The organism is Rhizobium sp. TAL182 (assembly GCF_002117725.1).
Lineage (GTDB): Bacteria > Pseudomonadota > Alphaproteobacteria > Rhizobiales > Rhizobiaceae > Rhizobium > Rhizobium esperanzae.
Window position 1 is genome coordinate 1372172 of record NZ_CP021024.1, and the last position, 26952, is coordinate 1399123.

At 63.6% G+C, this 26952-nt stretch carries 23 protein-coding genes and 2 pseudogenes; 20 read left to right on the plus strand and 5 right to left on the minus strand.

Translation table 11 applies throughout. The annotated features are described in order from the left end of the window. Positions 1 to 25: 25 nt before the first annotated feature. Positions 26 to 931: a S1C family serine protease gene (locus Tal182_RS07015; RefSeq protein ID WP_064806038.1), complete on the minus strand. Its 906-nt coding sequence runs from the start codon at positions 929 to 931 to the stop codon at positions 26 to 28. Between the two features lie 214 nt (positions 932 to 1145). Here Tal182_RS07015 and Tal182_RS07020 point away from each other — a divergent pair, with 214 nt between their 5' ends. Beyond that, on the plus strand, positions 1146 to 2549 hold the full coding sequence (locus Tal182_RS07020) for a PLP-dependent aminotransferase family protein (RefSeq protein ID WP_085858889.1): 1404 nt from the start codon (positions 1146 to 1148) through the stop codon (positions 2547 to 2549). A gap of 193 nt (positions 2550 to 2742) precedes the next feature. Beyond that, on the plus strand, positions 2743 to 3111 hold the full coding sequence (locus tag Tal182_RS07025) for a DUF983 domain-containing protein (protein ID WP_064801332.1): 369 nt from the start codon (positions 2743 to 2745) through the stop codon (positions 3109 to 3111). Positions 3112 to 3113: 2 nt separating this feature from the next. On the opposite strand, the gene Tal182_RS07030 is transcribed toward Tal182_RS07025, so the two are convergent. Continuing rightward, the gene (locus tag Tal182_RS07030; protein WP_085858892.1) at positions 3114 to 4004 is read right to left on the minus strand and encodes a LysR family transcriptional regulator; all 891 of its coding nucleotides are present in this window, start codon (positions 4002 to 4004) and stop codon (positions 3114 to 3116) included. Positions 4005 to 4136: 132 nt separating this feature from the next. On the opposite strand from Tal182_RS07030, the gene Tal182_RS07035 reads away from it, so the two are divergent. The 4 genes from Tal182_RS07035 to Tal182_RS07050 all read left to right on the plus strand — a co-directional run bounded on the left by Tal182_RS07035 (position 4137) and on the right by Tal182_RS07050 (position 6860). Further along, the gene (locus tag Tal182_RS07035; protein WP_085858895.1) at positions 4137 to 4748 is read left to right on the plus strand and encodes a glutathione S-transferase family protein; all 612 of its coding nucleotides are present in this window, start codon (positions 4137 to 4139) and stop codon (positions 4746 to 4748) included. Between the two features lie 58 nt (positions 4749 to 4806). After that, positions 4807 to 5739: a pyridoxamine 5'-phosphate oxidase family protein gene (locus Tal182_RS07040; RefSeq protein ID WP_085860873.1), complete on the plus strand. Its 933-nt coding sequence runs from the start codon at positions 4807 to 4809 to the stop codon at positions 5737 to 5739. 78 nt (positions 5740 to 5817) lie between these two features. After that, positions 5818 to 6279, plus strand: coding sequence for a nuclear transport factor 2 family protein (locus tag Tal182_RS07045; protein ID WP_085860874.1), 462 nt, complete (start codon positions 5818 to 5820; stop codon positions 6277 to 6279). Positions 6280 to 6299: 20 nt separating this feature from the next. After that, the gene (locus tag Tal182_RS07050) at positions 6300 to 6860 is read left to right on the plus strand and encodes a TetR/AcrR family transcriptional regulator (protein ID WP_085858898.1); all 561 of its coding nucleotides are present in this window, start codon (positions 6300 to 6302) and stop codon (positions 6858 to 6860) included. 9 nt (positions 6861 to 6869) lie between these two features. On the opposite strand, the gene Tal182_RS32155 is transcribed toward Tal182_RS07050, so the two are convergent. Continuing rightward, complete coding sequence (locus Tal182_RS32155; protein ID WP_164517771.1) at positions 6870 to 7031, minus strand: hypothetical protein; 162 nt, start codon at positions 7029 to 7031, stop codon at positions 6870 to 6872. 157 nt (positions 7032 to 7188) lie between these two features. Here Tal182_RS32155 and Tal182_RS07055 point away from each other — a divergent pair. Together Tal182_RS07055 and Tal182_RS07060 are read left to right on the plus strand one after the other, a co-directional pair. Beyond that, positions 7189 to 7883 (plus strand): annotated as a pseudogene (locus Tal182_RS07055) (hypothetical protein). Positions 7884 to 7896: 13 nt separating this feature from the next. After that, entirely contained in the window at positions 7897 to 8202 is a 306-nt protein-coding gene (locus Tal182_RS07060; RefSeq protein ID WP_064801342.1) for a Dabb family protein, read from the plus strand. A 259-nt stretch (positions 8203 to 8461) separates the two neighbouring features. Here the strand turns inward: Tal182_RS07060 and Tal182_RS07065 are convergent, their stop codons facing one another. Then, positions 8462 to 9685 carry an MFS transporter gene (locus tag Tal182_RS07065; RefSeq protein WP_085860875.1) on the minus strand — a complete coding sequence of 408 codons (1224 nt, stop codon included), beginning with the start codon at positions 9683 to 9685 and terminating at the stop codon, positions 8462 to 8464. Positions 9686 to 10205: 520 nt separating this feature from the next. On the opposite strand from Tal182_RS07065, the gene Tal182_RS07070 reads away from it, so the two are divergent. From Tal182_RS07070 to Tal182_RS07130, 12 genes and pseudogenes are all read left to right on the plus strand, one after another. Further along, positions 10206 to 10454, plus strand: a complete 249-nt coding sequence (locus Tal182_RS07070; RefSeq protein ID WP_085858901.1) for a hypothetical protein — start codon at positions 10206 to 10208, stop codon at positions 10452 to 10454. Between the two features lie 53 nt (positions 10455 to 10507). After that, on the plus strand, positions 10508 to 11179 hold the full coding sequence (locus Tal182_RS07075) for a response regulator transcription factor (protein WP_064682001.1): 672 nt from the start codon (positions 10508 to 10510) through the stop codon (positions 11177 to 11179). Continuing rightward, positions 11169 to 12572, plus strand: a complete 1404-nt coding sequence (locus tag Tal182_RS07080) for a HAMP domain-containing sensor histidine kinase (protein ID WP_064801348.1) — start codon at positions 11169 to 11171, stop codon at positions 12570 to 12572. Before Tal182_RS07075 ends, Tal182_RS07080 begins: the two co-directional genes overlap by 11 nt. A gap of 119 nt (positions 12573 to 12691) precedes the next feature. Then, positions 12692 to 13117, plus strand: a complete 426-nt coding sequence (locus tag Tal182_RS07085; protein WP_064801350.1) for a hypothetical protein — start codon at positions 12692 to 12694, stop codon at positions 13115 to 13117. 65 nt (positions 13118 to 13182) lie between these two features. Next, positions 13183 to 14344, plus strand: a pseudogene (gene ccmI / locus Tal182_RS07090) (c-type cytochrome biogenesis protein CcmI). After that, positions 14341 to 14853 (plus strand): cytochrome c maturation protein CcmE, encoded by a 513-nt coding sequence (gene ccmE, locus Tal182_RS07095; RefSeq protein ID WP_085858903.1) that lies wholly within the window; start codon positions 14341 to 14343, stop codon positions 14851 to 14853. The pseudogene ccmI and the gene ccmE overlap by 4 nt, the downstream one beginning before the upstream one ends. Beyond that, positions 14850 to 16844, plus strand: a complete 1995-nt coding sequence (locus Tal182_RS07100; RefSeq protein WP_085858906.1) for a heme lyase CcmF/NrfE family subunit — start codon at positions 14850 to 14852, stop codon at positions 16842 to 16844. The genes ccmE and Tal182_RS07100 overlap by 4 nt, the downstream gene beginning before the upstream one ends. Positions 16845 to 17023: 179 nt before the next feature. Beyond that, the gene (locus Tal182_RS07105) at positions 17024 to 17485 is read left to right on the plus strand and encodes a cytochrome c-type biogenesis protein (protein WP_064809942.1); all 462 of its coding nucleotides are present in this window, start codon (positions 17024 to 17026) and stop codon (positions 17483 to 17485) included. 212 nt (positions 17486 to 17697) lie between these two features. After that, on the plus strand, positions 17698 to 19299 hold the full coding sequence (locus Tal182_RS07115) for a Do family serine endopeptidase (RefSeq protein ID WP_085858908.1): 1602 nt from the start codon (positions 17698 to 17700) through the stop codon (positions 19297 to 19299). A gap of 76 nt (positions 19300 to 19375) precedes the next feature. Continuing rightward, on the plus strand, positions 19376 to 20122 hold the full coding sequence (locus Tal182_RS07120) for a response regulator transcription factor (protein WP_064706671.1): 747 nt from the start codon (positions 19376 to 19378) through the stop codon (positions 20120 to 20122). Next, on the plus strand, positions 20119 to 21531 hold the full coding sequence (locus tag Tal182_RS07125) for a HAMP domain-containing sensor histidine kinase (RefSeq protein ID WP_085858910.1): 1413 nt from the start codon (positions 20119 to 20121) through the stop codon (positions 21529 to 21531). Before Tal182_RS07120 ends, Tal182_RS07125 begins: the two co-directional genes overlap by 4 nt. A gap of 135 nt (positions 21532 to 21666) precedes the next feature. Then, positions 21667 to 24624, plus strand: a complete 2958-nt coding sequence (locus Tal182_RS07130) for a bifunctional [glutamine synthetase] adenylyltransferase/[glutamine synthetase]-adenylyl-L-tyrosine phosphorylase (RefSeq protein ID WP_085858914.1) — start codon at positions 21667 to 21669, stop codon at positions 24622 to 24624. On the opposite strand, the gene Tal182_RS07135 is transcribed toward Tal182_RS07130, so the two are convergent. Next, on the minus strand, positions 24621 to 26924 hold the full coding sequence (locus tag Tal182_RS07135; RefSeq protein ID WP_085858916.1) for an ATP-binding protein: 2304 nt from the start codon (positions 26922 to 26924) through the stop codon (positions 24621 to 24623). The genes Tal182_RS07130 and Tal182_RS07135 overlap by 4 nt on opposite strands. Between the last annotated feature and the right edge of the window lie 28 nt (positions 26925 to 26952).

Below are 26952 nucleotides of genomic sequence, written 5' to 3' on the forward strand. Positions count from 1 at the left end.
TCGACGGCAGTCACGCGATACGGCCCTACTGCAGTTGCGGCTTTTTCAGAAAACTGTTGCGGTCGGCGGATTTGATCCGCAGCCAGGCTTCCCGGCCGTTGCGCAGAATTCGCATCGGAATCTCGGCGCCGGCCGGGCCGCTGCTCCAGAGCTTGCGGTAGAAATCGGCCAGGCCATCGACCTCTTCGTCGCGGATTTCCGAAATGATATCGCCCTGACGCAGGCCGGCCTCGGCGGCCGGGCCGCCTTCGGCGACGCTCATCACCACCACGCCGCCACTGCTCTCGGCGGAGAATGCGCCGAGCCAGGGCCGCGGCGGCTTGTTGACCTGGCCGCGGTTCAAGAGATCGTCGAGGATCGGCGGCAAAAGATCGATCGGAACGATCATATTGATATCGGCGACCTCGCCGTCCTGGCTCATTTGCAGACGAAGCGAACCGATGCCGAGAAGCTTGCCATCCGCGCCGATCAGGGCCGCGCCGCCCCATGCGGGATGAGCCGGCGCGGTAAAAATCGCCTCGTCCAGCAGATATTCCCAATAACCGGCGAATTCCTGCCGGGCAACGATATTTGCCTGGACATATTCGCCGTCGCCGTCGGCAAGCACGACGGGATCGCCGGGCTTGGCCGCGGCCGCATCGCCGAAATCCACCGCCGGAGCGTTCAGCACGCCGAGCGCCTGCAGCAGCCCGAAACCGCTCTCCTGATCATAGGCAAGCGGATGGGCGGGAACCACCCGGCCGTCAAGGGTCGTCAGCCAGACTTCCTCGGCCTCGGTGATGAGATAACCGATGGTCAGCACCAGCCCATTGTCGCGAATGACCACGCCGCTGCCCTCGCGGACGGTACCCAGCGTCTCCGCCGTGAAGGCATCTTCCGGAATGGTGGAACGGACGGCCACGACTGACCGCAAGATCGGATCGATATTCATGCTTTCATCCCGATGAGTGCCGCCGCGCAACGCCGAAAGCCGGCACTTCTCCTTCCATAGGTAAGGAGATGAAGGGGCGGCGGCAAGGTTGGAGCGGCGGGAATTTCCGCAACCGCATCTGCTGGCGTGAAGGAATACCGGAATATGCGGGGTGGTGGGGCGCTGCGCAACAATATACAGTCAATCCAGGAATCAGACGTGCACGGATCACGACATGAAGGACTGGCATCCCGATCTCAGCCGCAGCAGCAGCCCGCGTTACATGGCGATCGCCGATCTGATCGAAATGGATCTGCGCAGCGGTCACCTGGCGGCAGGTGACCGGCTGCCGCCGCAGCGAGAACTCGCCAAACGGCTGAACGTCGATTTCACCACGGTGGCGAGAGGTTATGTCGAGGCGCAGAAGCGCGGCCTGGTGGATTCCCACGTCGGCCGAGGCACCTTCGTCACCGGCGCTGCGGTCAGGCGGCGCCAGGATTTGAGCGCCGATGCCGCGCCCGATCCCCGCCGTGCATCGGTTGTCGACTTCTCGATGAACCTGCCGCCGGAACCGGACGATCCGGAATTGATCGCCCGCATGCGTGAGGGCATGTCGGCGGTGGCGGCGAGCCTGGTCCCGCTTCTTCGTTATCAAGGCTTCGGCGGCGCCGGCATGGACAAGGAGGCCGCCGCCGCCTGGCTCGGCCGCCGCGGTCTCACGCCTTCGCAGGAGCGGATCTTCGTCACGCCGGGCGCCCATCCGGCCCTGCTGGCGATCTTCGGCCTGCTGGCAAAGCCCGGCGAGACCGTGCTTTCGGAAATCGTCACCTATCCCGGCATGCGCTCGATCGCAGCCCAGTTGCGGCTTAATCTTGCCGGCCTGCCGATGGATGGGGACGGGATCAGGCCGGATGCTTTGGCCAGTGCCTGCGAGCGGTTGAAGCCGAAGGCGCTCTACCTCAATCCGACGCTGCAGAACCCGACGACGCTGACGATTTCGTCTGGTCGCCGTGAGGAAATCGCAGCCGTCGCCCGCAAATATCATCTGCCGATCATCGAGGACGATGCCTACGGCTTCATCCCGCCGGAAGGGCCCGCGCCGCTTGCGGCAACGGCGCCCGATCTGACTTGGTATATTGGCGGCCTGGCGAAATGCCTCGGCGCCGGCCTGCGCCTTGCTTATGTGGTGGCTCCCGACACCAGGGCAGTGTGGCCCTTCGTCAGCGCCATGCGCGCCAACACCGTCATGGCCTCGCCGTTGAATATGGCGCTCGCCACCCGCTGGATCGAGGACGGCACGGCCGATGCGATCCTGCGCTTCATCCGCGCCGAGGCCGGCGCCCGCCAGCAGATGGTCGCCGCCATCCTGCCCGCCGGCAGCTACCGCGCCGATCCGATCAGCTTCAATATCTGGCTGCCGCTGAGCAACGGCTGGACCCGTTCCACCTTCGGCAGCCATATGCATTCCTCCGGCATCGGCGTGGTGGCAAGCGATGCCTTCGCGGTCGAGGGCGCCGCACCCGAGGCAGTCCGGGTCTGCCTCGGCGGTCCGATCGCACGGGCGAAGTTGCAGGGCGCATTGGAGTTCATGGCCCATGCGCTCGACGGTCCGCCGGAAATGGCGAGTTCGTTCTTCTGATCCGCCGACGTCGCGGCTGGGCCTGCCAGGCGGGGCCGTCCTTCAATGGATTTGCGACATCTGCGACCGGTCCTTGACCGGCGGACTTCTGCGGCAATCTGACAGATTGATTGGCGCCTTCCATATAATGTATCTATATTGAATGCATACATTGCGCGGCATTGAATGAGCCGCAAGATAGGACGACATCGTCATGGACACCGAATACCCCCCGCTTCCTCCGATGCAGACCGGCATCAGGGGACGCTGCCCGCGCTGCGGCCAAGGCCATATGTTCAAAGGCTTCCTGACGCTGCAGCCGCAATGCGAGGCCTGCGGCCTCGATTATTCCTTCGCCGACCCGGCTGACGGCCCGGCCTTCTTCGTCATCTGCTTCGCCTGCATCCCGAGCGTGTTGCTGGGCGTCTGGCTGGAGGTGGCATTCTCGGCGCCGATTTGGGTGCAGCTTCTCGTCACCGGCCCCTTCATGCTCGCGACCTGCATTCCGCCGCTCAGGCCGCTGAAAGGATGGCTGGTCGCCAGCCAGTATTTCTACAAGGCGGAAGAGGGCAGGCTTGCCTGACGCTATTTCAGCGTTGCGCGCAGGCGCGGGGTTGCGAAATCGATGAGGGCGCGCAGTTTCAGCGGCACCAGCCCCTGCGAGGGATAGACGAGATGCACCGGCGCCGGTTGCGGTTCGAAATCAGCAAGCAGCGGCACCAGCAGGCCTGCCTTCTCGGCGCGGGCGGCCTGATAGGAGAGCACGCGGGTGATGCCGAGGCCGGCGACGGCGGCATCTACGGCCGCCTCGGCGGTGTTGACGGCAAGCCGTGAGCGGATCGGCACGACGAGGTCGCGTTTGCCCTCGACGAATGTCCAGCTTCGCGTCGAGGCCATGCCCTCGAAGGTGATGCAGTCATGCGCGGAAAGATCGCTGGGGTGGCGGATTGCGCTTTGGGCAATATAATCCGGGCTTGCATAGACCGTGCGGCGGATGGCGCCGAGCCTTGTGGCGATCAGGTTGCTGTCGGCCAGATTGCCGATCCTGAGCGCCAGGTCGATATGATCCTCGACGAGGTTTGCCAGCCGGTCGCCGAGCATCAGCCGCAGATTGATATCGGGATAGGCCTTCAGGAAGTCCACCACGACGGGCAGGACATGCAGCCTCCCGAAGACGATCGGCGCCGTCATCGTCAGCTCGCCCTTCGGCGCGCTGTATTCGCCGGCCGCCGCCCGTTCCGCCTCTTCCACGCGGTCGAGAATCTCCCGCGCCGCCTCGACATAGGCGCGGCCGGCCTCCGTCAGCGCGACCTTCCTGTTGGTCCGTTGCAAAAGCCGGGCGCCGAGATGTGCTTCGAGTTCCGAAACCTTGCGGCTGACGGTGGCAAGCGGCGAGTGCAGATGCCGTGAGGCGGCCGACAGGCTGCCTTGTTCGACGACGGTGAGAAGCACGGTCATGGCTTCAAGGCGGTCCATCCTATCCTACCATAAAGTGGAAATCCGTCTCTCAGATTAGCATTCTACTGCATCTCTGTGGAAGGCCGTAGATTCACTGCCGATGGTTCCGAGCAGCCATCGCCAATCGCCTTCGTTCGCAGAGGAGCCATCATGAAACTCTACCATCACCCGCTGTCCGGCCATTCGCATCGCGCCCATCTTTTCCTGTCGCTGCTTGGTGTGCCCTATGAACTGGTCGAGGTCGACTTGGCGGCAGGCGCCCACAAGGCGCCGGATTTCCTCAAGCTCAATCCGTTCGGCCAGGTGCCGGTTCTCGATGATGATGGCACCGTCATTGCCGATTCCTCCGCCATCCTCGTCTATCTCTCGCGCAAATACGGCCGCTCCGATTGGCTGCCGGAGGACGCGGTTGCGGCGGCGCGAATACAGAAATGGCTGTCGGTCGCCGCGGGCGAGATCGCTTACGGACCGTGTGCGGCCCGCCTGGTCACCGTCTTCGGCGCCGATTTCCGCACGGAGGAGGTGATCGCCCGGGCGCACCGCATCCTTGCACTGCTCGAGGCGGAGCTCGGCGCCCGCAGCCTCCTGCTCGGCGACAGGCCGACGATCGCCGATATCGCGCTTTACAGCTACATCGCAAATGCGCCCGAGGGCAATGTCGATACCTCGGCCTATCCGAGCGTCCGCGCATGGCTAGCGCGTGTCGAGGCGCTGCCGGGTTTCGTCGGCTTTCGCAAGACGAAGATCGGCCTTGCCGCATGATGAGCCGCCGGGGCGGAACACCGTCCCGGCCTCCCGATGATCCCGCAAGGAGGCCATGATGCTGAACGAGACAGGACAGGATGCCGCATCGCCTTGGCATGAGGGCGAACTTGCCATGCAGCGCAGTATCGGCGTCGTCGAACGCATGGACGGGCCGGGGCGCAATTTCATCCGCAAGGCCATGCCCGAACAGCACCGCGCCTTCTTCCCGATGCTGCCTTTTGTCGTGCTCGGCGCGGTCGATGCCAAGGGCGATGTCTGGGCGACGATGCGGGCGGGACGGCCGGGATTTATGTCCTCGCCGGTGCCGGAGGCTCTCGACGTCGATCTGCGGCGCGATCCGGACGATCCTGCCGATGCCGGCATGGAAGATGGAGACGCGATCGCGCTGCTCGGCATCCAGCTCGAGACCCGCAGGCGCAATCGGCTGAACGGCGTCATCCGCAGGACGGGTGCCGAGGCTTTCCGCCTGCGGGTCGGCCAGAGCTTCGGCAACTGCCCGCAATATATCCAGCCGCGCGCGGCCGCCTTTGTTCGCGATCCCGATAAACCGACCGCGATGCGGCCGGTTCACTCCGTCATCCTCGACGACCGGGCGAGGCGCGTGGTCGAGGGCGCCGATACGTTTTTCGTTGCCTCCTATGTCGATCGTGATAATGGCGAGCGGCAGGTCGATGTCTCTCATCGCGGAGGCAATGCCGGCTTCGTGCGGCTCGGCGCCGATGGCGTGCTGACCATCCCCGATTTTCCCGGCAACCGGTTCTTCAACACGCTCGGCAATCTTCTCGTCAATCCGAAGGCCGGCCTGGTCTTCGTCGATTTTGAAACCGGTGACATGCTGCAGATGACCGGAAGAGCTGAAATATTGCTGTCTTCGCCTGAGATCGCCAGCTTTGAAAGGGCCGAAAGACTCTGGCGTTTTACTCCTGAAAACACAGTGTTTCGCCCGGATGCCCTGCCGTTGCGCTGGAGCCGCAATCTCGGCCTCTGAGAAAATACCTCATCGTCCCGCTTGCTGATCTTTGTACTGATCAGTACAAAGAAGGCAGATCAGTACAAGGAGAAGACCATGTCCAGCCTCGTCCCGCCGTTCACTCTCGAGACTGCCACCCGGAAGGTTCGGCTTGCCGAGGACGGCTGGAACAGCCGTGACCCTGAGCGCGTCTCGCTCGTCTATACGCCGGACAGCCGCTGGCGCAACCGCGCCGAATTCATCACCGGCCGCAGCGAGATCGTCGCTTTCCTCACCCGCAAATGGGCCAAAGAGCTGGATTACCGGCTGATCAAGGAGATCTGGGCCTTTACCGATAATCGCATTGCCGTGCGCTTTGCCTATGAATGGCACGATGACAGCGGCAACTGGTTTCGCTCCTACGGCAATGAGAATTGGGAATTCGACGCCACCGGCTTGATGCAGCGCCGTTTTGCCTGCATCAACGATCTGCCGATCCGGGAAACGGAGCGCAAATATCACTGGCCGCTCGGCCGGCGGCCTGAGGACCATCCCGGCCTGACCGAGCTCGGCCTGTAGAATAGGATGAACTTGGGCCGGTGAGGACCGTCTATGAACGCGCCGATATCGTACCGCTGCTGGCGGAAACCTTCCGCGAGCTCGGCTATGAGGGCGCCACGCTCAGCCGCATCACCGAACGCACCGGCATCGGCAAGGGCAGCCTTTATCACTTCTTCCCCGGCGGCAAGGAGGAGATGGCCGGCGCTGTGCTGGCCGATATCGATGCCTGGTTCGAACAGGCGATCTATCGGCCGCTGAGGAATGACGACGCCCGTCAGGCGATTGCGGCGATGTGGGTCAATGTCAATGACTACTTCCGCGCCGGCGGCCGCATCTGCCTTGTCGGCGCCTTCGCGCTCGACGACACCCGCGTGCGGTTTTCGTCGGAGATCGCCGATTATTTCATCCGCTGGATCGAGGCGTTGAGTTCGGCGCTGATGCGGGCTGGCTGTGCTGAGACGGAGGCGCAGACGCTCGCTGAGGAAGGCGTCTGCGGCATTCAAGGCGCGTTGGTGCTGTCGCGCGCACTCAGAGATGGAAAGGTCTTCACTCGGTCGCTCGAAGCGCTGGCGAACCGGCTTGAGGCTGCAACACGATGAGGTCAGGCCTTACATCCGCGCCGCCTTGCCTGTATCAATCAGCGCTGCTGTTGAGGCTGCCGGTGCCGGGCGGGTATTCTCGCGCTCAAGGCGAATCTGGCGCCACTCATTTTCCATCTGGTCGACGACATGCTGGGGAATGGTGGTCTGCGTGTTGGCGGGCGTCTGCATCGGAAGTCTCCTCTTGTGGTGGTAAGGCTTCAGGGCGTGAAAAATGCATTGCACAAGACAAAAGGCGTGTAAATCAGGGGCTTAGACACTTCAAACGATTAAGTTTATTTTAATCGATTAAGACCGTTTTAACCACAAGGCCTGCGGGAAGCGCGGAATGGTTGTTCACATGAACCGGGTATTCTTTTTTGACGCTGTACGGCGCGAGCTCTTCAGGGGAGAGCTGACTCATCCTCAGGTAGTGGGGATGACGGCGATTCTCGACGCCTGGGAAAAGCGGTCTGCGCCGACCGACCGCCGATGGCTGGCCTATATCCTCGCAACCGCCTATCATGAGACCGCCTATACGATGCAGCCGGTGCGCGAGACACTGGCTGAAAGCGATGTGCGCGCGGTCGAGATCCTGGAGGCAGCCTTTGCCGCAGGCCGACTCTCATGGGTGAAGACGCCCTACTGGCGGCCGGACGAGGATGGCCGCTGCTGGCTCGGGCGCGGACTGGTGCAGCTCACCCATAAGCGGAATTACGAGGCAATGAGCGCGCTGACAGGCATCGATCTGGTTGCCGATCCCGATCGGGCGATGGGAATGGAGGCGGCGGTGACGATCCTGATCGAAGGCATGCTGCAGGGTAGCTTTACCGGCCACAAACTCGCCGATCACCTGAATGCGACGACCGAGGATTGGGTCAACGCGCGCCGCATCGTCAACGGTACCGACCGGGCGGAAAAGCTCGCGGGTTACGCCATGGCCTTCCATGCGGCACTGCGTCCGGATGCCGCGCAGGGCAGGCCGCGCGGTTGAAGGCCCACGCCGCGCGTGTTATCGCGCGGGCCACCCCCTCTGGAATCTGACAGGAGCTTCCGCGTGATCCGCCATATCGTCTTCTTCACCGTGCAGGAGGAACATCTGGAGGAGGTGAGGGCGGGACTTTCGATCCTGACCGCCATTCCATACGCGCGCCTGTTGGAAATCGGCTCCAATGTGAAGACCGATCAGCTGGGCACCGAGATCGATCTTGTGGTCTATGGCGAATTCGACGATGAGGCGGCTCTCGCTGCTTATAAGGCGCACCCCGATTACCAGCGTTCGATCGAGCGCGTGCGCCCGCTTCGGGAAAAGCGCATCGCCGCCGATTACGACAGCCGCACGGCCGTGACGCGGCCGCTCTGACGCCGGCCATCCTCCGGTAGCCGCGCTTGGGGCATGGGGAAATCGCCTTTTTTTCAGAGAGATGAGCGATTTTTCGGATTTAGGTCGTTGCGACACGGATCGACCTTCTGAGACACCGGAATCACTTTTCGAGAAACCCGCCGCAAGGGACTCAAAAGACTCGCCGATCACGACGGATCATGGCTCGTCGGAACAGCTGCAGCGGCCTGAAGATGCTGATCGAGAGATATTCGGAACCGCTGACGTCCAGGCCCGAGCCTCACGAAACGACCGGGCTCGGCTCCGGTGCCCCGGCGTCCCGCACCAGCGCCATCAGCATCAGCACGAGAGTGAACGCCAATGCTGAGAAAACGGCGCAGGCGAGCAGCGCCGGACCGGTGCCGGCGCGATCTAGAATGGCGGTGAAGACGACGGGAGCGATGGCATTGGCGAGGTTCTGCGGTAGTGACAGCCGGGCCGAATGCAGGCCGAATTCGCTCGGCGAGAACAGCGCCAGCGGTAGCAGGGCCCGGGCGACGGCCATGACGCCCGAGCCGAAGCCGTAGAGCAGGATGAAGGTGACGAGGACCGGCGTCGATGGGCCGGCTGTCAGCATGATCAGAAAGCTGACTACCGTCAGGCTGGTGCCCATGACGGCGCTGAGGATGGGGTTGCCGCGGCGGCCGAACAGCATGTCGAGGAAACGGGCCGAGATGCCGAGGACGCCGCGCGCCGAGCCGAGCTGCAGCGCGAGCGCCGGTGAAGCCCCGGACTGGCGGAAGATTTCGAGCAGCGATGGGGCGATGCCGAAGGTGACGAAGGTCGAGATCGTTGTCACCGCGGCAATCAGCAGGAAAGCCTTGCGCCGAGCCGTCTTCGACAATGGCACCGGCGGAATCTCCGCCGCGCTGCTCTCGGCATGCGTCACGATCGGCTTCGGCAGAGCGAAAAGGTGCAGCGGCAGGCAGACGAAGAATTGCAGCGCCGCGCAGAAAACAAAGGTTAGCCGCCAGCCGACCGCCTCGTTGAGCAGGCTGAGGATCGGCCAGAAGATGGTGCTCGATAGCCCGGTGAACAGCATGAGGATGGCGATGACGCGTTTGCCGTTTATCCCTTCGCGTTCGACGACGGCGGTATAGGCCGGTGCCGAGAGACCCAATGCGCCGCCGATGCCGATGACGAGCCAGGCGGCGGCGTAGAGCAGAATGCCGTTTGCCACCGCCAGCAGAGAGAGGCCGAACGCGAAGATCAGCGAGGCGGCCGAAAGCACCCGGGCGGCGCCATAGCGGCCGAGCCAACGGCCGGTCGTCGGACCGGCAATGGCGCTGACCACCATCATGATCGTCAGGCCGGCAAAGATAACCTCGTTCGCCACGCCGAGAGCCGGTGCCACGTCGCGGCCCATGACGCCGAGCATGTCGAACGTCGTGCCCCAGCCGATCAGCTGGGTAGCGGCAAGCACGGTGACCGTCTGCGCTGAACGGAAGCGGAAGGAATTTGGCATTGGGGCTGAAAAGGCTCTGAAATGCGAGGCCAGCAAGGGATAGCAGTTTCAACCAGCCGGCGAAAGCCGCGATCGGCAATTCCGCTATGCCTGACGCCTGCGTTTTTCTCGAACGGATGAAAAGATGAGCGAACGACATGAGAGAGCGGTACAATTTGAGGACGACCCGCTGCGCCTTAATGCGTGCCGCTGTCGGCCGGCCTGACGTAATTGCTGTTCGGCGCGAATCAGAACGACGCGGCCGATTCGGAAACGATGACCGCGGTGGGATCACCCCGGATTTGCATGCTTGCCGGAGGAACTGGCCAGCATCCGGATTCCAGCGGCGGGACGCCTTGTTTCCAGGCGCAAGGCGGACCGCCGGCACTTGTGGCGGCCGCCGATTCCAAGGGCTGAAATCGATTGCCCCAAACAGTCGAGAACGGTTCTAAATGCCCTGTATTACAGCGCATTCATTTGCCATTCAGGTCGCTTGAGTACATATTCGCAGCAAGTTGGAATTACCTTGAAAGCGTAAGACATGGCCTTTCCTCTGAGCGTCGCAGTAGTGGCCGCCGGACTGGTGGCATCGGCGCCCTCACCGGATGGCGCAGGCACCCTCGTTCTGCACGTGGCTGGCGATTGCAGCGCCGCCGCAGCCCAGGTCGTCGAACAGACGGGCGGGCAGCTCCTGTCCGTGCAACCGGTGGGCGATAGCTGCATCATTACCGTTCTCGTGTCGGGCAATGGCCAGCGTCCACGCAAGGTAACGGTAAAGGTTCCGATGTAAGCGGAATCGGTCTATTCAAACACGATCGATTTAAAGTGGACGAAGGCGGACCGATGCGCATCCTGGTAATCGAAGACGACGTCAACCTGAACCGGCAGCTGACCGACACGCTGAAGGAGGCGGGTTATGTCGTCGACCAGGCGTTCGATGGCGAAGAGGGCCATTTCCTCGGCGACACCGAACCCTATGACGCCATTATCCTCGATATCGGCCTGCCGGAGATGGACGGTGTGACCGTGCTGGAAAAATGGCGCGGCGCCGGCCGCGGCATGCCGGTTCTGATCCTGACGGCGCGCGACCGCTGGAGCGACAAGGTCGCCGGCATCGATGCCGGCGCCGACGATTACGTCACCAAGCCTTTTCATGTCGAGGAAGTGCTGGCGCGCATCCGGGCGCTGATCCGCCGCGCCGCCGGGCATGCCTCCTCCGAGATCGTCTGCGGGCCGGTGCGGCTCGATACCAAATCCTCGAAGGCGACGGTCAACGGTACAGCGCTGAAGCTGACCTCGCATGAATATCGCCTGCTCGCCTATCTCATGCATCACATGGGCGAGGTCGTCTCGCGCACGGAGCTGGTCGAGCACATGTATGACCAGGATTTCGACCGCGATTCCAACACCATCGAGGTCTTTGTTGGCCGCCTGCGCAAAAAGATGGGCGTCGACCTGATCGAAACGGTGCGCGGTCTCGGCTACCGCATCCAAGCGCCGAAACATGCGAATTAAGTCGCTCACCGCACGCGTGCTGCTGCTGACCACGGTCTGGTCGACGGTGGCCCTGGTGGTGATCGGCTTGCTGATCTCGACGCTCTACCGCAAGAGCGCCGAACGTGGTTTCCAGGATCTGCTGCGGGCCCAGCTCTATAATGTCATCAATTCCGTGACGATCGGCGATCAGGGGGCATTGAGCGGCAGCCCGCAGCTCGGTGATCTGCGCTTTGCTCAGCCGAAGACCGGCTGGTACTGGGTGGTGGAGCCGCTCGGCACCTATACGACTGCGCCGCTGGTCTCCCCCTCGCTCGGCTCGGCGCTCATTCCGGTACCCTCCGTCGTCGAGGCGCCTTTCGACAAGAATTACGAGCGCTACTACCAGGTGATGGATGCCTCCGGGAACCGCGTGCAGGTGGCCGAGACCGAAGTGGTGCTCGACACCGACGGGCGCGCGGCGCGCTTCCGCGTCACCGGCAATGTCGACGTCGTCGAGGACGATGTCCGCACCTTTTCCCACAGCCTCTATCTGGCGCTCGCCGGTTTCGGCGTCGGCAGCCTGATCGTCAATGCGCTGGCGATCCTCTACGGCCTGAAGCCGCTCGACAAGGCGCGTGCCGCCCTGGAGCGCATCCGCGCCGGCGAGAGCGAGCAGCTGAAGGGTGACTTCCCGCGCGAGATCCTGCCGCTCGCCAACGAGGTCAATGCGCTGATCGACAGCAACCGCCGCATCGTCGAGCGGGCGCGCATGCAGGTCGGCAACCTGGCGCATTCGCTGAAAACGCCGATCGCCGTTCTGCTCAACGAGGCGCGGGTGCTGGAAAAATCCCATGGCGAACTGGTGCGCAGCCAGGCGGAATCGATGCAAGGGCAGGTGCAGTCCTATCTCAACCGGGCCCGCATCGCCGCCCAGCGCGAATCCGTGCTGGCCCGCACCGATGCCGAACCGGCGCTGGAGCGGCTGGTGCGCGTCATGCGCCGGCTGAACGTTGATACCGAATTCGATCTTGTCGTCTCGCCGCCGCATCTTGCCGTCGCCATGGAACAGCAGGATCTCGAGGAAACCGTCGGCAATCTCCTGGAAAATGCGGCGCGTTTCGCTAAGAGCAGGGTGCGGCTTTCGGCCGTCGAGGCTGGCGAGGACGTGAAGGGGGCGGAGGCGAGCGCCCGCCGGCGCTGGGTGGAGCTTGCCGTCGAGGATGACGGGCCCGGCCTTGAGCCCGACCAGATCCGCGAGGCGCTGAAGCGTGGCCGCAGGCTCGATGAAAGCAAGCCGGGAACCGGGCTCGGCCTTTCGATCGTCACCGAGATTTCCAACGAATATCAGGGAAGGCTTGAGCTCTCCCGCGGCGAATGGGGCGGCCTGAAGGCGAAGCTTATCCTGCCAGGCGTCACAAAGGATGTTGCATGACCAACTGCTTGATGTCACAAGGATAGTGGCAAACGTATAGCATGCTTTGCCATAATGCTGACACGGGGACGCTGCACTTCGATCGGCTTGAATTTGACCTCTGATCGCGGTTCGACGCAATGATTCTACGCTCGCAAGGCATGATGGTTTCCATCCTTCTTATCGCCGTCGCGCTCACCGGCTGCACGACGACGAAGGGTGCCGCTTCGCGCGGCATTTTTTCGAGCAAACCCTCCGCGTCGGCCGCGTTCATCACCGCGCTCCAGGGCGGCATCGTCGGCCGCAGCGGCGTGAGCTTGAGCGACAGCAACAAGCAGCGGGCCCTTGAGGCAGAATATCGGGCGCTGGAAGGAGCGGCGGTCGGCCAGCCGGTAGTCTGGAGCGGCAAGGACGTCACAGGCAAGGTCGTGGCGGCCGCGCCCTATCAGGTCGGCTCGCAGAATTGCCGGCAATATACCCATACGCTGACCGTCGATGGCAAGGAAACCGTGGCGCGGGGTGCAGCCTGCCGCAACGAAGACGGCAGTTGGTCGCCGCTCGGCTGAGAAATCCGGCTCTAGATTGCGGCGAATAGCCTCAAATCTTCGTCATTCCGGCTTTGGCAGTTGGAATAGGCGTATGCTTCACGTATTTGGGCCGATATGCTGTTCTGGATTCTCGTTGCCGTTTTGACGGCAGCCGTCGCCGTCATCCTGCTCTACCCCCTTCTGCGTGGTGCGAAGGCGGCGCAGAACAGCCGCGCCGGCGAGGCGGCAGTCTATCGCGACCAGTTGCGCGAACTCGACCGCGATCTTGCTGGCGGGCTGATCACGCCTGAGGAGGCTGATTACGCCAGAGCCGAAATCGGCCGGCGGCTGATCGCCGTCTCTGCCGGAGAGGCGGAGATGACGCAGAAACCCGCACGGCATCATCGCCTTGCCGAAGTCTTCGTCCTCTTGATCCTGCCGGCGCTCGGGCTCTGTCTTTATCTGACGACAGGCAGGCCGGATCTGCCGTCGCAGCCGCTGGAAGCGCGGCTGGAAAATCCCGGTGACGACGTGGCGGTGCTGATCGCCAAGGCGGAACGGCATCTGGCTCAAAATCCCGACGACGGCAAGGGTTGGGACGTGCTGGCGCCGATCTATTTCCGCACGATGCGGGTGACCGATGCTGAGGTGGCCTACCGCAACGCGATCCGGCTTCTTGGCCCGAGCCCGATCCGGCTCGACGGTCTTGCCGAGACGTTGATGGCGGTCTCCGACGGCGTCGTGACGGAGGAGGCCCGCCAGGCGCTGGAACAGTCGCTGACGCTGGAGCCCGATAATCCTCGTGCCCGCTTCTACATTGCGCTCAGCATGGAACAGGCGGGACGGGCCGACGAGGCCCGCCGGGCCTTCGAGGCGCTGGCGCAGCAATCGCCGGCCGATGCGCCCTGGCTGCCGCTGGTCAATGAACATATCGCCAAGAACGGCGGCGCGGCCGCCCCGCCGGCGACGCCCGGTGGACCGACGTCGGAAGATGTGGCGGCGGCTGAAAACATGAATGCCGGCGACCGTCAGCAGATGATCCGTGGCATGGTCGAAAGGCTTGATGCCGAGCTCAGCGAGGATCCCGACAATTTCGAGGGATGGATGCGGCTCGTCCGCTCTTACGCCGTATTGAACGATAAGAATCGCGCAGCCGACGCCCTGAAGCGAGGGCTTGCCGCCTTTCCGCCGTCCGGCGAGCAGGGTCGGCAATTGCTGGCGCTTGCCAGGGAACTTGGCATTGCCACGGAGGGAATGACACAATGACGCGCAAGCAGAAGCGCCTTGCGGTGATTGCTGGCGGGATGAGTTTCATCCTTGCGGCGGTGTTGTTGGTGATGTTCGCCTTCAGCCAGTCGGTGGCCTATTTCTACATGCCGGCCGATCTTGCCAGGACGCCGGTGGCGCCGGAGACCCGCATCCGGCTCGGCGGCCTGGTCGGGGCCGGCAGCGTCGTGCGCGGCGCCGGTTCGACGGTGGAGTTTTCCGTCACCGACGGCAGCGCCAATGCGGTCAAGGTCCACTTTACCGGCATCCTTCCCGATCTGTTCCGCGAAGGGCAGGGCGTCGTCACCGAAGGCATGTTTGCCGCCGGAACGAACGTCTTTACAGCCGACACGGTGCTGGCCAAGCATGACGAGACCTATATGCCGAAGGAGGTGGCCGACAAGCTGAAGGCGCAGGGGCTGTGGCAGGAAGGCCAAGGGCAGGGCCAGAGGCAGGGCCAGAGCCAACAAAATCCGGGGCAGGGGCAGGAGGCGAAGGCGACGCCATGATCATCGAGATCGGCCATTACGCTTTGGTGCTGGCGCTGGCGACGGCGCTGATCGTCTCGATCGTGCCTGTGATCGGCGCCCGCCGCCATGACCGGGCGATGATGGATGTGGCGAGCGTCGGTTCGCTTGTCATGTTTGCGCTCGTCGCCTTCGCCTTCGCCGTTTTGACCTATGCCCATGTCGTCTCCGACTTCTCGGTCGAGAACGTCTGGGAGAATTCGCATTCGCTGGTGCCGCTGATCTACAAATATTCCGGCGTCTGGGGCAATCACGAGGGATCGATGATGCTCTGGCTGTTGATCTTGGCGCTGTTCAGCGCCCTGGTCGCGATCTTCGGCGCCAACCTGCCGGAGACGCTGAAGGCCAATGTGCTTGCCGTCCAGGCCTGGATCTCGCTCGCCTTCACCCTGTTCATTCTCTTGACCTCCAATCCCTTCCTGCGGCTCGATCCGGCCCCGGCCGAAGGCCGCGACCTCAATCCGGTGCTGCAGGATATCGGGCTCGCCATCCACCCGCCGCTGCTCTATCTCGGTTATGTCGGCTTTTCCGTCTGCTTCTCCTTTGCCGTGGCGGCTCTGCTGGAAGGCAGGATCGACGCCGCCTGGGCCCGCTGGGTGCGGCCCTGGACGCTGGCTGCCTGGACCTGCCTGACGCTCGGCATCGCCATGGGCTCCTACTGGGCCTATTACGAGCTCGGCTGGGGCGGCTGGTGGTTCTGGGATCCGGTGGAGAACGCCTCGTTCATGCCGTGGCTGGCCGGCACCGCGCTGCTGCATTCGGCCCTCGTCATGGAAAAGCGCGAGGCGCTGAAGATCTGGACGGTGCTGCTCGCCATCCTGACCTTCTCGCTGTCGCTGATGGGGACCTTCCTGGTGCGCTCCGGCGTGCTGACCTCGGTGCATGCCTTTGCCAGCGATCCCACTCGCGGCGTCTTCATCCTCTCGATCCTCTTGATCTTCATCGGCGGGGCGCTGTCGCTGTTTGCCCTGCGGGCGCCGAAGCTTGCGGCCGGCGGGCTGTTTGCACCGATCTCGCGCGAGGGCGCGCTCGTCCTCAACAATCTGATCCTGACGGTCGCCTGCGGCACGGTGCTGACCGGCACGCTCTATCCGCTGCTTCTGGAGACGATCACCGGTGACAAGATCTCGGTCGGGCCGCCCTTCTTCAACCTGACCTTCGGCCTGCTGATGGCGCCGCTGCTCGTCATCGTGCCGTTCGGACCGCTGCTGGCCTGGAAGCGCGGCGATCTGCTCGGCGCCCTGCAGCGGCTCTACCTTGTCGCGGCTCTCGCCTTCGCCACCGCTCTGGTCTTCTTCTATCTCCAACATGGCGGGCCGGTGCTCTCCGTGCTCGGGCTGGCGGCCGGGCTGTTCCTGATCCTCGGCGCCATTGCCGATCTCTGGTATCGGGCCGGCATCGGCAAGGTGGCGGGCTCTGTCGCCTGGCGCCGCCTGTCGGGCCTGCCGCGCTCGGCTTTCGGCACGGCGCTTGCCCATGCCGGGCTCGGCGTCAGTGTGCTCGGCATCGTCGCCGTCACCACCTTCCAGAGCGAACATGTCGTCGAGATGAAGCCGGGTCAGACGGTCGAAGCCGGCGGCTACAGCCTTGAGTTCGACGGCATGCGGGCGGGCAGGGGGCCGAACTACACCGAGGAGCGCGGCCACTTCACCATCCGGCGCGCCGGTGTCACCATTGCCGACACCTGGTCGGCCAAGCGGCTCTATACCGCCCGGCAGATGCCGACGACGGAGGCGGGCATCCTGACCTTCGGCCTCAGCCAGCTCTATGTCTCGCTCGGCGACGCCACCAAGGACGGCGGCATCGTCGTGCGCATCTGGTGGAAGCCGTTCATCCTCTGCATCTGGGGCGGCGCGCTGTTCATGGCCGCCGGCGGCTGCGTCTCGCTCTCCGACCGGCGCCTGCGCGTCGGCGCCCCGCGCCGGAAGGCGAAGGCAAAACCGGCCGCGCCTGTGATGGAGGCGGCGGAATGATGCGCTCGCACCTTTTTTCCGCTTCTCCCCACCGGAGAGAAGATGTCCGAAGGGCAGATGAGGGGGCCGAACGGCAGAGCCGCGAGGATTTTGAGCGCAAGCGAAAGGTCGTTATTGCTGCGAGGGGTCGCCCCCTCATCCGCCCTGTCGGGCACCTTCTCCCCGAGGGGAGAAGGGGAATGCCGCTTCTCTCCCGGCTTCTCGTCATTCTCTTCATCCTCTTCGCGCCCGTCTCCGCCTTCGCTGTCAATCCCGATGAGGTGCTGGCCGATCCGGTGCTGGAGGCGCGGGCCCGCGCCCTGTCGGCCGAACTGCGCTGCATGGTCTGCCAGAATCAGTCGATTGACGATTCCAATGCCGAGCTCGCCAAGGATCTCCGCTTGCTTGTGCGTGAGCGCATCAGCAACGGCGACAGCGATGAGGCTGTACTCAACTACATCGTCTCGCGCTACGGCGAATTCGTCCTGCTGAAACCGCAGTTCAGCTTGAAGACGGTATTGCTGTGGGGAACGCCGGCGCTGCTGGTGCTCGCCGGGGGGCTGTCACTGCTGGTCTTTGCGCGTCGGAGGGCCGGCAAGCCGACGGGCAGCAAGCTGACGCCGGAAGAACAGGCGCAGCTGCGCGAACTTCTAAAGAAATAGCGCTCGGACGAGGCGGTAGCGACACTATTTCCGCATGCTCTGAGCGGGCCTGAGACATGGCCGGGCGCGTCCGACCGTCAGAAACATCACAAACATTACGAACTTTTCATTGACCGGACAGTTCGCAGTAAGGTGCGCCATCCTATATCTTAAGTCATCGACTGATCCGGCGTCGCCGGTCTGAAGATCCAAGAACAAGAGAAGGTGCTCCAATGCTGCAGAATTTCAACGGACGTCCGTCCCTCGCCACTGTGCTCAAGGCTTCTACCGTCGCCGGTATCGCAGCCGCTGTGCTCGCAACCGGCGTTCCGCTCGAAATTACCCGGTCCTACGCTGAAGCGGTCAAGGTTCAGGCCCCCGCCGTCCCGAGCTTCGCCAATGTCGTCGATGCCGTTTCGCCCGCCGTTGTTTCCGTTCGCGTTGAAAACCGCGTCAATCCCGTTGCCGACAACAATGACGGCTTCTCCTTCGATTTCAATGGCCGCGGCTTCGACGATCTGCCCGACGATCACCCGCTGAAGCGCTTCTTCAAGCAGTTTGGCCAGGATCCGAACGACCAGCAGGGCCACCAGCGCCGCTTCGGCCAGAACGGCCCCGGTGGTCCGGGCGGCCCGAACGGTCCGGGCGGTAAAGGACGCCTGCGGCCGGTCGCTCAAGGTTCCGGCTTCTTCATCTCCGAGGACGGCTACATCGTCACCAACAACCACGTGGTTTCGGATGGCCAGGCCTTCGTCGCGGTCATGAATGACGGCACCGAACTCGATGCCAAGCTGATCGGCAAGGATCCGCGCACCGATCTCGCCGTCCTCAAAGTCGACGGCAAGGGCAAGAAGTTCACCTATGTCAACTGGGCCGACGACAACAATGTCCGCGTCGGCGACTGGGTCGTCGCCGTTGGCAACCCCTTCGGCCTCGGCGGCACCGTCACCGCCGGCATCATCTCGGCCCGCGGCCGCGATATCGGTTCCGGTCCCTATGACGATTACCTGCAGGTGGACGCGGCCGTGAACCGCGGCAACTCCGGCGGTCCGACCTTCAACCTCAACGGCGAAGTCGTCGGTATCAATACCGCGATCTTCTCGCCCTCGGGCGGCAGCGTCGGCATCGCCTTCGCCATTCCCGCCTCGACCGCCAAGGATGTCGTCGCCGATCTGATGAAGGATGGCCAGGTGTCGCGCGGCTGGCTGGGCGTCCAGATCCAGCCGGTGACCAAGGATATCGCCGAATCTATCGGCCTTTCCGAGCCGAGCGGCGCTCTCGTTGTCGCCCCGCAGCCCGGATCGCCGGGTGACAAGGCCGGCATGAAGGCCGGTGACGTTGTCACGGCGCTGAATGGCGAAACGATCAAGGATGCCCGTGATCTCAGCCGCCGAATTGGTGCGATGCAGCCGGGCAGCAAGGCCGAGCTTTCGGTCTGGCGCGCCGGCAAGGCCCAGTCGCTCACGGTCGAACTCGGCACGCTGCCGGCCGATCAGAAGGATGCCAATGCCGATGACAACAACAATCAGCCGCAGCAGCCTGAGGCACCGGCTTCCGAGAAGGCCCTTGCCAATCTCGGTCTGACTGTCGGTCCCTCTGATGACGGCAAGGGCCTTGCGATCACTGGCATCGATCCCGACTCCGATGCCGCCGACAAGGGCATCAAGGAAGGCGAAAAGATCACCTCGGTCAACAACCAGGAGGTCTCCACCGCCGCCGATGTCGTCAAGGTGCTGAACCAGGCCAAGAAGGACGGCCGCACCCGCGCGCTGTTCCAGATCCAGTCCAGCGAAGGAAGCCGTTTCGTCGCGCTTCCGATCAACGGCCAGGGCTGATCCGCAAAGAAAGCAGGAGCCGTGCGGACCGAGGTCCGCGCGGCTCGTTTCTTCTGACCTTTCAAGGATGATCGCGATGAGCGCCGCCCCGCAGCAAGATGCTTTGAGCCTTGCCGAAACGCAGCCGGTGGGTAATGTCGGCCGCATGAAGATTCTCATCATCGAAGATGATCTCGAAGCCGCGGCCTACCTCACGAAAGCCTTTCGCGAGGCGGGCATCGTCGCCGATCACGCCAGCGACGGCGAGGCCGGCCTGTTCATGGGGTCGGAGAACACCTATGACGTCATCGTCATCGACCGCATGCTGCCGCGCCGGGACGGACTTTCCGTCATCAGCGAGTTGCGCCGCAAGGGCATCCACACGCCGGTCCTCATCCTCTCGGCGCTCGGCCAGGTCGATGACCGCGTGACCGGCCTTCGTGCCGGCGGCGACGATTACCTGCCGAAGCCTTACGCCTTCAGTGAGCTGCTGGCGCGCGTCGAAGTGCTCGGCCGCCGCAAGGGCACGCCGGAACAGGACGTCGTCTATCGCGTCGGCGATCTTGAACTCGACCGACTCTCCCACGAGGTGCGCCGCGGCGGCAAGGAAATCCCGCTGCAGCCGCGCGAATTCCGCCTGCTCGAATATCTGATGAAGAATGCTGGCCAGGTGGTCACCCGCACCATGCTGCTCGAAAATGTCTGGGACTACCACTTCGACCCGCAGACCAACGTCATCGACGTCCATGTCTCGCGCCTGCGCTCGAAGATCGAGAAGGACTTCAGCCAGCCGCTCCTGAAAACCATCCGGGGCGCGGGGTACATGATCAAGGACGAGGGATGAGCCGCTTCAGGGTTCTCTTCAAGTCCACCGCAGTCCGCCTATCGGCACTCTACATCCTGCTATTCGCCATCTGCGCCGCGACGCTCGTCTTCTATGTGACGGCGATGTCGGAACGGCTGCTGACCGGCCAGATCCGCGACGCCGTCCGGCAGGAGGTGGAGCAGGTGCAGCGCGCCTATGACACCGGCGGCATGAACCTTCTGCTGCGCACGATGGAGCGGCGTGCCCGCCAGCCGGGCGCCAATCTCTACATCATCGCCGGTCCCTCGGGGGATATTCTCGCCGGCAATGTCGCTTCGGTGCAGCCTGGTGTCTTCGAGGAGGTCGGCTGGACCTCGGCTCCCTTCGCCTATCAGCGTTATACAGACGGTGGTGGTGTCGAGCGCCGGCACAAGGCGATCGCCAACATTTTCGTGCTCGACAACGGCTTGAGAATTCTGGTCGGCCGAGACCTCGGCGATCCCGAGCGTTTCCGCCTGCTGGTGCGCCAGGCGCTGATGGTGGCTTTGGCGATCATGGGGCTCGGCGCGATCATCATCTGGTTCGGCATCGGCCGCAACGCGCTCAAACGCATCGACCGCATGTCGGATGCGAGCAAGAAGATCATGGCGGGCGATCTGTCGCAGCGCCTGCCGGTCGGCGGATCCGGCGATGAATTCGATCGGCTGTCTATGTCGCTGAACACCATGCTGGAACGCATAGAGAAGCTCAATGAAGGCCTGCGGCAGGTCTCCGATAACATCGCCCACGATCTCAAGACCCCGCTGACGCGGCTGCGCAACAAGGCCGCCGACGCCCTCGATATGGCCGATGGCGAAACGCGACGAACGGCGCTCGAAGGCATCATTTCCGAATCGGATCAGCTGATCCGCACCTTCAACGCCCTGTTGATGATCTCCCGCGTCGAGGCCGGATCGGTCGCGGCGGAGATGTCGCCGGTCGAGCTTTCGGCAATCGTTTCCGACAGCGCCGAGCTTTACGAACCGGCGGCTGAAGAAGCCGGTCTCGGTCTCAGTGCCAGCGTCGAGCCTGGCATCGAGGTGCAGGGCAATCGCGAGCTGATCGGCCAGGCGATCTTCAACCTGCTCGACAATGCGATCAAATATTCCTCCGATACGGAAGGGGCGGGCGAGGTGTCGCTCAAGCTTGCCCGCGATCCGGACGGCATCTGCCTGTCGGTGGCCGACCATGGCCGCGGCATTCCGGCCGACAGGCGCGACGATGTGGTGAAGCGCTTCGTTCGCCTCGATGAAAGCCGTTCGAAGCCGGGCACCGGGCTTGGACTCTCGCTGGTCGAAGCAGTGATGGAACTGCATAACGGCCGACTGGAGCTCTCCGACACCAATCCCGACAAGCCCGAACAGCGCGGACTGACCGTCAGCATGATCTTCCCGGCCAAGGCTGCCTGAAGGTCTTGTCCGAATTGCGATAGGCTGAATCGCGTATTGGCGGTTTTCCGCCTGGGCCCTAAGTTAATTCGGAACGGAGGCGGCGAGCGCGATTCCGGGTAATCGTCACTTCTTTTGCAGAGCCAGGGAGAGCGCATGCTGACGAAATCGACGCATGGCCTGAAGGATGTCGCCGAAGGGTTGCTGCGTCCGCTGAGCCAGACGGAGCTGAAGCTGGCGGTGGCCGATCTTCAGGAGGCCGGCAAAAGCGAGCCGTCAGTCGCGGCGATGCTGAAGACGGGAGGGCGGCTGCGCGATTTCATCGCCGCCGTGCTGTCGCTGTCGCCCTACCTGCGCGAAATCGTCAGTCTCGATCCCGCCATCCTCGCTGGCGCCATCAATGAACCGCTGGAGCCGCAGATCGAGGCACTGATCGCCGAGGCGCGTGGCTGCTGGCGGCCGGACGGCGAGGGCACCGCACCCGCGGAATCTGTGGTGATGAGCAGGCTGCGCATCATCAAGCGCAAGGCTGCTTTCCTCGTTGCCGTTGCCGATCTCTCGCGCATCTTGGACGGACGTGCGACGACGGCCTGGCTCAGCCGGCTTGCCGAAGCGTCGGTTGCGGCCGCGATCGACCATCTGCTGCTTTCGGCGCATGAGGGTGGGAAGCTCAGGCTGCGCGATCCGGCGCAGCCAAGCGAGGGCTCGGGCCTGATCGTGCTCGGCATGGGCAAGCTCGGCGCGTCCGAACTCAACTATTCCTCCGATATCGATCTCGTCGTCTTCTTCGACGAAGAGGCCGGCATCGTGCCCGACCCGGATGATGCGATCGAGATTTTCCCCAGGCTGATGCGCCGGCTGGTTCGCATCCTGCAGGAGCGCACCGCGGACGGTTACGTCTTCCGCACCGATCTCAGATTGCGTCCCGATCCCGGCTCGACGCCGCTGGCGATCCCGGTTGACGCGGCGATGATCTATTATGAGGGCAGGGGCCAGAACTGGGAGCGGGCGGCTTTCATCAAGGCGCGCGCCGTGGCCGGAGACCTTGCGGCCGGCGGCGAGTTCCTGCGCGGGCTCGGCCCTTTCGTCTTCCGCAAATATCTCGATTACGCGGCAATCGCCGATATCCACTCGATCAAGCGGCAGATCCACGCGCACAAGGGCCATGGTGCGATCGCGGTCAAGGGCCATAATGTCAAGCTCGGCCGCGGCGGCATCCGCGAGATCGAATTCTTCGTCCAGACGCAGCAGCTGATCGCCGGCGGCCGCATGCCGGCGCTGCGCGGCCGGGCGACGGAGGAGACGCTCGGCGAACTCACCAAGGCGAAATGGATCGATTCGCAGACGCGGGACGAACTGACGGAGGCCTATTGGTTCCTGCGTGATGTCGAACATCGCATCCAGATGGTGCGCGACGAGCAGACTCACCTTCTGCCGGAGACCGATGCCGACCTGAAGCGCATTGCCTTCATGATGGGCTTTTCCGACACGCCGAGCTTTTCCGAAAGGCTGGTCGGCGTACTGAAGACGGTGGAGCGGCGGTATGCCCGCCTTTTCGAACAGGAGACCAGGCTTTCCACTGAAACCGGAAACCTCGTCTTCACCGGCCAGGGCGACGACCCGGACACGCTGGAGACGCTGAAGAAGCTTGGCTTCACCAGGCCATCCGACATTTCCCGCATCATCCGCACCTGGCACTATGGCCGCTATCGCGCGACGCAATCGGTAGAGGCGCGCGAAAGGCTGACGGAGCTGACGCCCGAGTTGCTGCGTGTCTTCGGCGAAAGCAAGCGCGCCGATGAGGCGCTGCTGCGCTTCGACAGCTTCATCTCCGGCCTTCCCGCCGGCATCCAGCTCTTCTCGCTGCTCGGCAGCAATCCGGCGCTCCTGTCGCTGATCGTCAACATCATGTCCTCCGCACCCCGGCTTGCCGAGGTGATCGCCGCCAGGCCGCATGTCTTCGACGGCATGCTCGACCCCGGCCTGATGGCCGAGCTGCCGACGCGCGACTATCTCGGCGAGCGCCTGAAGGGCTCGCTTGCTCAGGCGCGCCATTATGAGGAAGTGCTCGACCGGCTGCGCATCTTTGCTGCCGAGCAGCGCTTCCTGATCGGCATCCGCCTGCTCACCGGCGCAATCAATGGCGCAATGGCCGCCCGCGCCTTCACCCATCTCGCCGATCTCATCATCGCAGCCGCACTCGATGCCGTGACGAGCGAGATGCGGGCCGCACACGGCGATTATCCCGGTGGTCGCATCGCCATCTCAGGCATGGGCAAGCTCGGCAGCTTCGAGCTGACGGCAGGTTCCGACATCGATCTGATCCTGCTCTATGATTATGACGACGCGGCTTCCGAATCCGATGGGCCGAAGCCGCTCGATGCGACGCGTTATTTCACCCGTATCACCCAGCGACTGATCGCCGCCTTGTCTGCGCCGACCGCCGAGGGCGTGCTTTATGAGGTCGACATGCGGCTGCGCCCCTCCGGCAACAAGGGCCCGGTCGCCACCCGCATCAATGCCTTCGGCAAGTACCAGCGCGAGGAGGCCTGGACCTGGGAGCACATGGCGCTCAGCCGCGCCCGGTTGATTTCGGGCGATGAAAGCCTGATCGCCGAGGCGGAGCATATTATCCGCGAGGTGCTGACTTCAGATCGCGACATCGCCAAGGTGGCGCATGACGTTGCCGAGATGCGCGAACTGATCGACAAGGAAAAGCCGCCATCCAGTCTATGGGACTTGAAGCAGATCCCCGGCGGCGTCATCGATCTCGAATTCATTGCCCAATATCTGGCGTTGATCGCGCCAACAAGGGACGTCGGCATTGCCGTGAACGGCAAGAGCACCGGCGAGGCTCTTAAGCTGCTCGGCGACCGACTGATGTCGGCGGCCGACCTCGACATCTGCCTCGAAGCCTTTGCGCTCTACACCAGTCTTTCGCAGCTCATCCGGCTCTGCATCGAGAGCGAGTTCGACCCGAACGATGCGCCGGCCGGCCTCATCGAGCTCGTCTGCCGTGCCGGCGACTGCCCTGACATCAGGACCCTGGAAGGAGAGGTGAAGCGGCTTTCGAAAGCGGTGAGAAAGATATTCGTCAATACCGTGAAAGCTTAGACATCATCCGGAATGCGCAGCGAGATTACCGTGCCCACCGCCTCCCGGGAGCGGATCTTCATGCGGCCGCCATGCAGCGAGGTCAGCGAGCGCGAGATGGCAAGTCCGAGGCCGGAGCCGCCCTTGCTCTTGGCGTACTGGCTCTGCACCTGTTCGAACGGCTGGCCGATTTTCGAGAGCGCCGAGCGGGGAATGCCGATGCCGGTGTCGGCGATGGTGACGAAGACGGCGCCGTCGACGCGGCGCGTGCGCACCGCGATGCGGCCGCCATTGTCGGTGAATTTCACCGCATTGGAGAGCAGGTTGAGCAGCACCTGTTTCATCGCCCGGCGGTCGGCCGTCAGCGTCAGGCCCGACGAAATGCGCTGTTCGATGACGATGTTCTTTTCGGCGGCCGGAATGGCGGTGAAACGCAGGCTTTCCTCGATCAACGGCACGAGGTCGATGCGCTCGCGGTGCAACTTCAGGTGGCCGGCCTCGATCTTCGACATGTCTAGAATGTCACTGATGACGTTGAGCAGATGTTTGCCGCTGTCATGGATATCGCGGGCGTATTCGTCGTATTTCAGCGAGCCGAGCGGCCCGAACATCTGGTTCTGCAAGATCTCGGAGAAACCGAGGATGGCATTGAGCGGGGTGCGCAGCTCATGCGACATGTTAGCGAGGAATTCCGACTTTGCCTTGTTGGCGGCTTCGGCGCGCTCCTTCTCCGCCTGATAGTTGGCGTTCGCCGTCGAAAGCTCGGCCTTCTGCAGCTCCAGCGTCTGACGCGAGGCGGAGAGGTCGCCGATCGTCGCCATCAGCCGGCGTTCGGATTCCCGCAGCCGCTCCTGATGACGTTTCATCAGCGTGATATCGGTGCCGACCGAAACGCGGCCGCCATCGCGCGTGCGCCGCTCATTGATCTGCAGCCAGCGCTCGTCGGCAAGCTGCACCTCCGTCGTGCGCCCCGAGCCGTCGGCATCGGCGACCCGCCGCTCGATGACCGGGCGGGCGGCGGCGGCATTGACGATCGAGCGTTCGGTGCCGGGCACCAACACGTTGTCCGGCAGGCCGTAGGCTTCCTGGAAATGCGTGTTGCACATGACGAGCCGGTCGTTCTTATCCCAGAGTACGAAGGCTTCGGAGGTGCATTCGATGGCGTCGGCGAGCCGCTGGTCGGCTTCGGCATAGCGCTGGGCGAGGCGATGCTGTTCGGTCACGTCCATGGCGATGCCGATCAGGTGCATGCGGCCGGAATTGCTGCGGATCACCTGGGCGCGGGCGCGCATCCAGACATAGTGGCCGCCGGCATGGCGCATGCGGAAGATCTGGTCGACCTGGCCGGAATGGCCGTTGGCGATGGCGCGCGCGATTTCGTAGAGACCGCCGTCATCCGGATGCATCAGTCGCGCGGCCTCGCCGAACCCCAGTGTCTTGTCCGAACCCGGCAGGCCGAGCATGTCGTACATCGAGCGCGACCAGAAGAATTCGCGGTTCTCGAAATCGAAATCCCAGAGGCCGCAACGGCCGCGCGACAGCGCCGTCTCGACGCGCAGGTTCGACTCCAGGAAGATATCGTCGGCGTCGCGGGCGCGTTTCACCTGGGTGTAATAGGCGTAGAGGATGACGAGCAGGATCGAGGATATGCCGGCAAACAGCGTGACGTTGAGCGCCAGCTCCTCGCGCCAGACCTGACTGATCTCCTCAAGCGAGGTGGCGGCGACGATATAGCCGCCGGCATTGCCCATCAAGGTGATCTCGGCATAGTGCGGCACGCCGCCGATCGTGGTTTCGATGACGCCGGCACGATCGCCGAAACGCCGGATCGCCGAGACCTCCGGGAAGAAATCGCCGACATTGCTGCCGACATGCGGGAGCCCGGCGGTCGTTGCGGCAAAAACCTTGCCGCTGGCCTGCACCAGCAGCACGAAAGCACCGCTGTCCAGCCGGTCCTGCGGCAGGTACTTGATGAGGCGGGTCTGCGCCTGGCCGACGTCGCCGCTGTCGAAGATCTGGGCCGCATCGGCAAACACGGCCGAGGCAGTGGCCGCCGAGAGCGCGGTGGCATGGCGGGCGGAAGCCTCAAGTCGGGCATACTCGCTCGCCATGCCGAAGAAATGCGAGGCGGCGACGACGGAGAGGAAGGCGATGATCAGCGCCGGAATGGTGCGCTTCAAGATGAGTTCCGCCTTCGGCAGATGACGAAGGAGCGGTTCCGATGCCGCATGACCGGAAAGGCTGTTTCGCCAAGCTTTCAGCCCGTCAAAATCGACACGCAGCCGTCCTCCGGCCACGGTTGCCCGTCGCACGTCCATCATCTCTTCGCCTTGTCCCTCGTGTGATTCG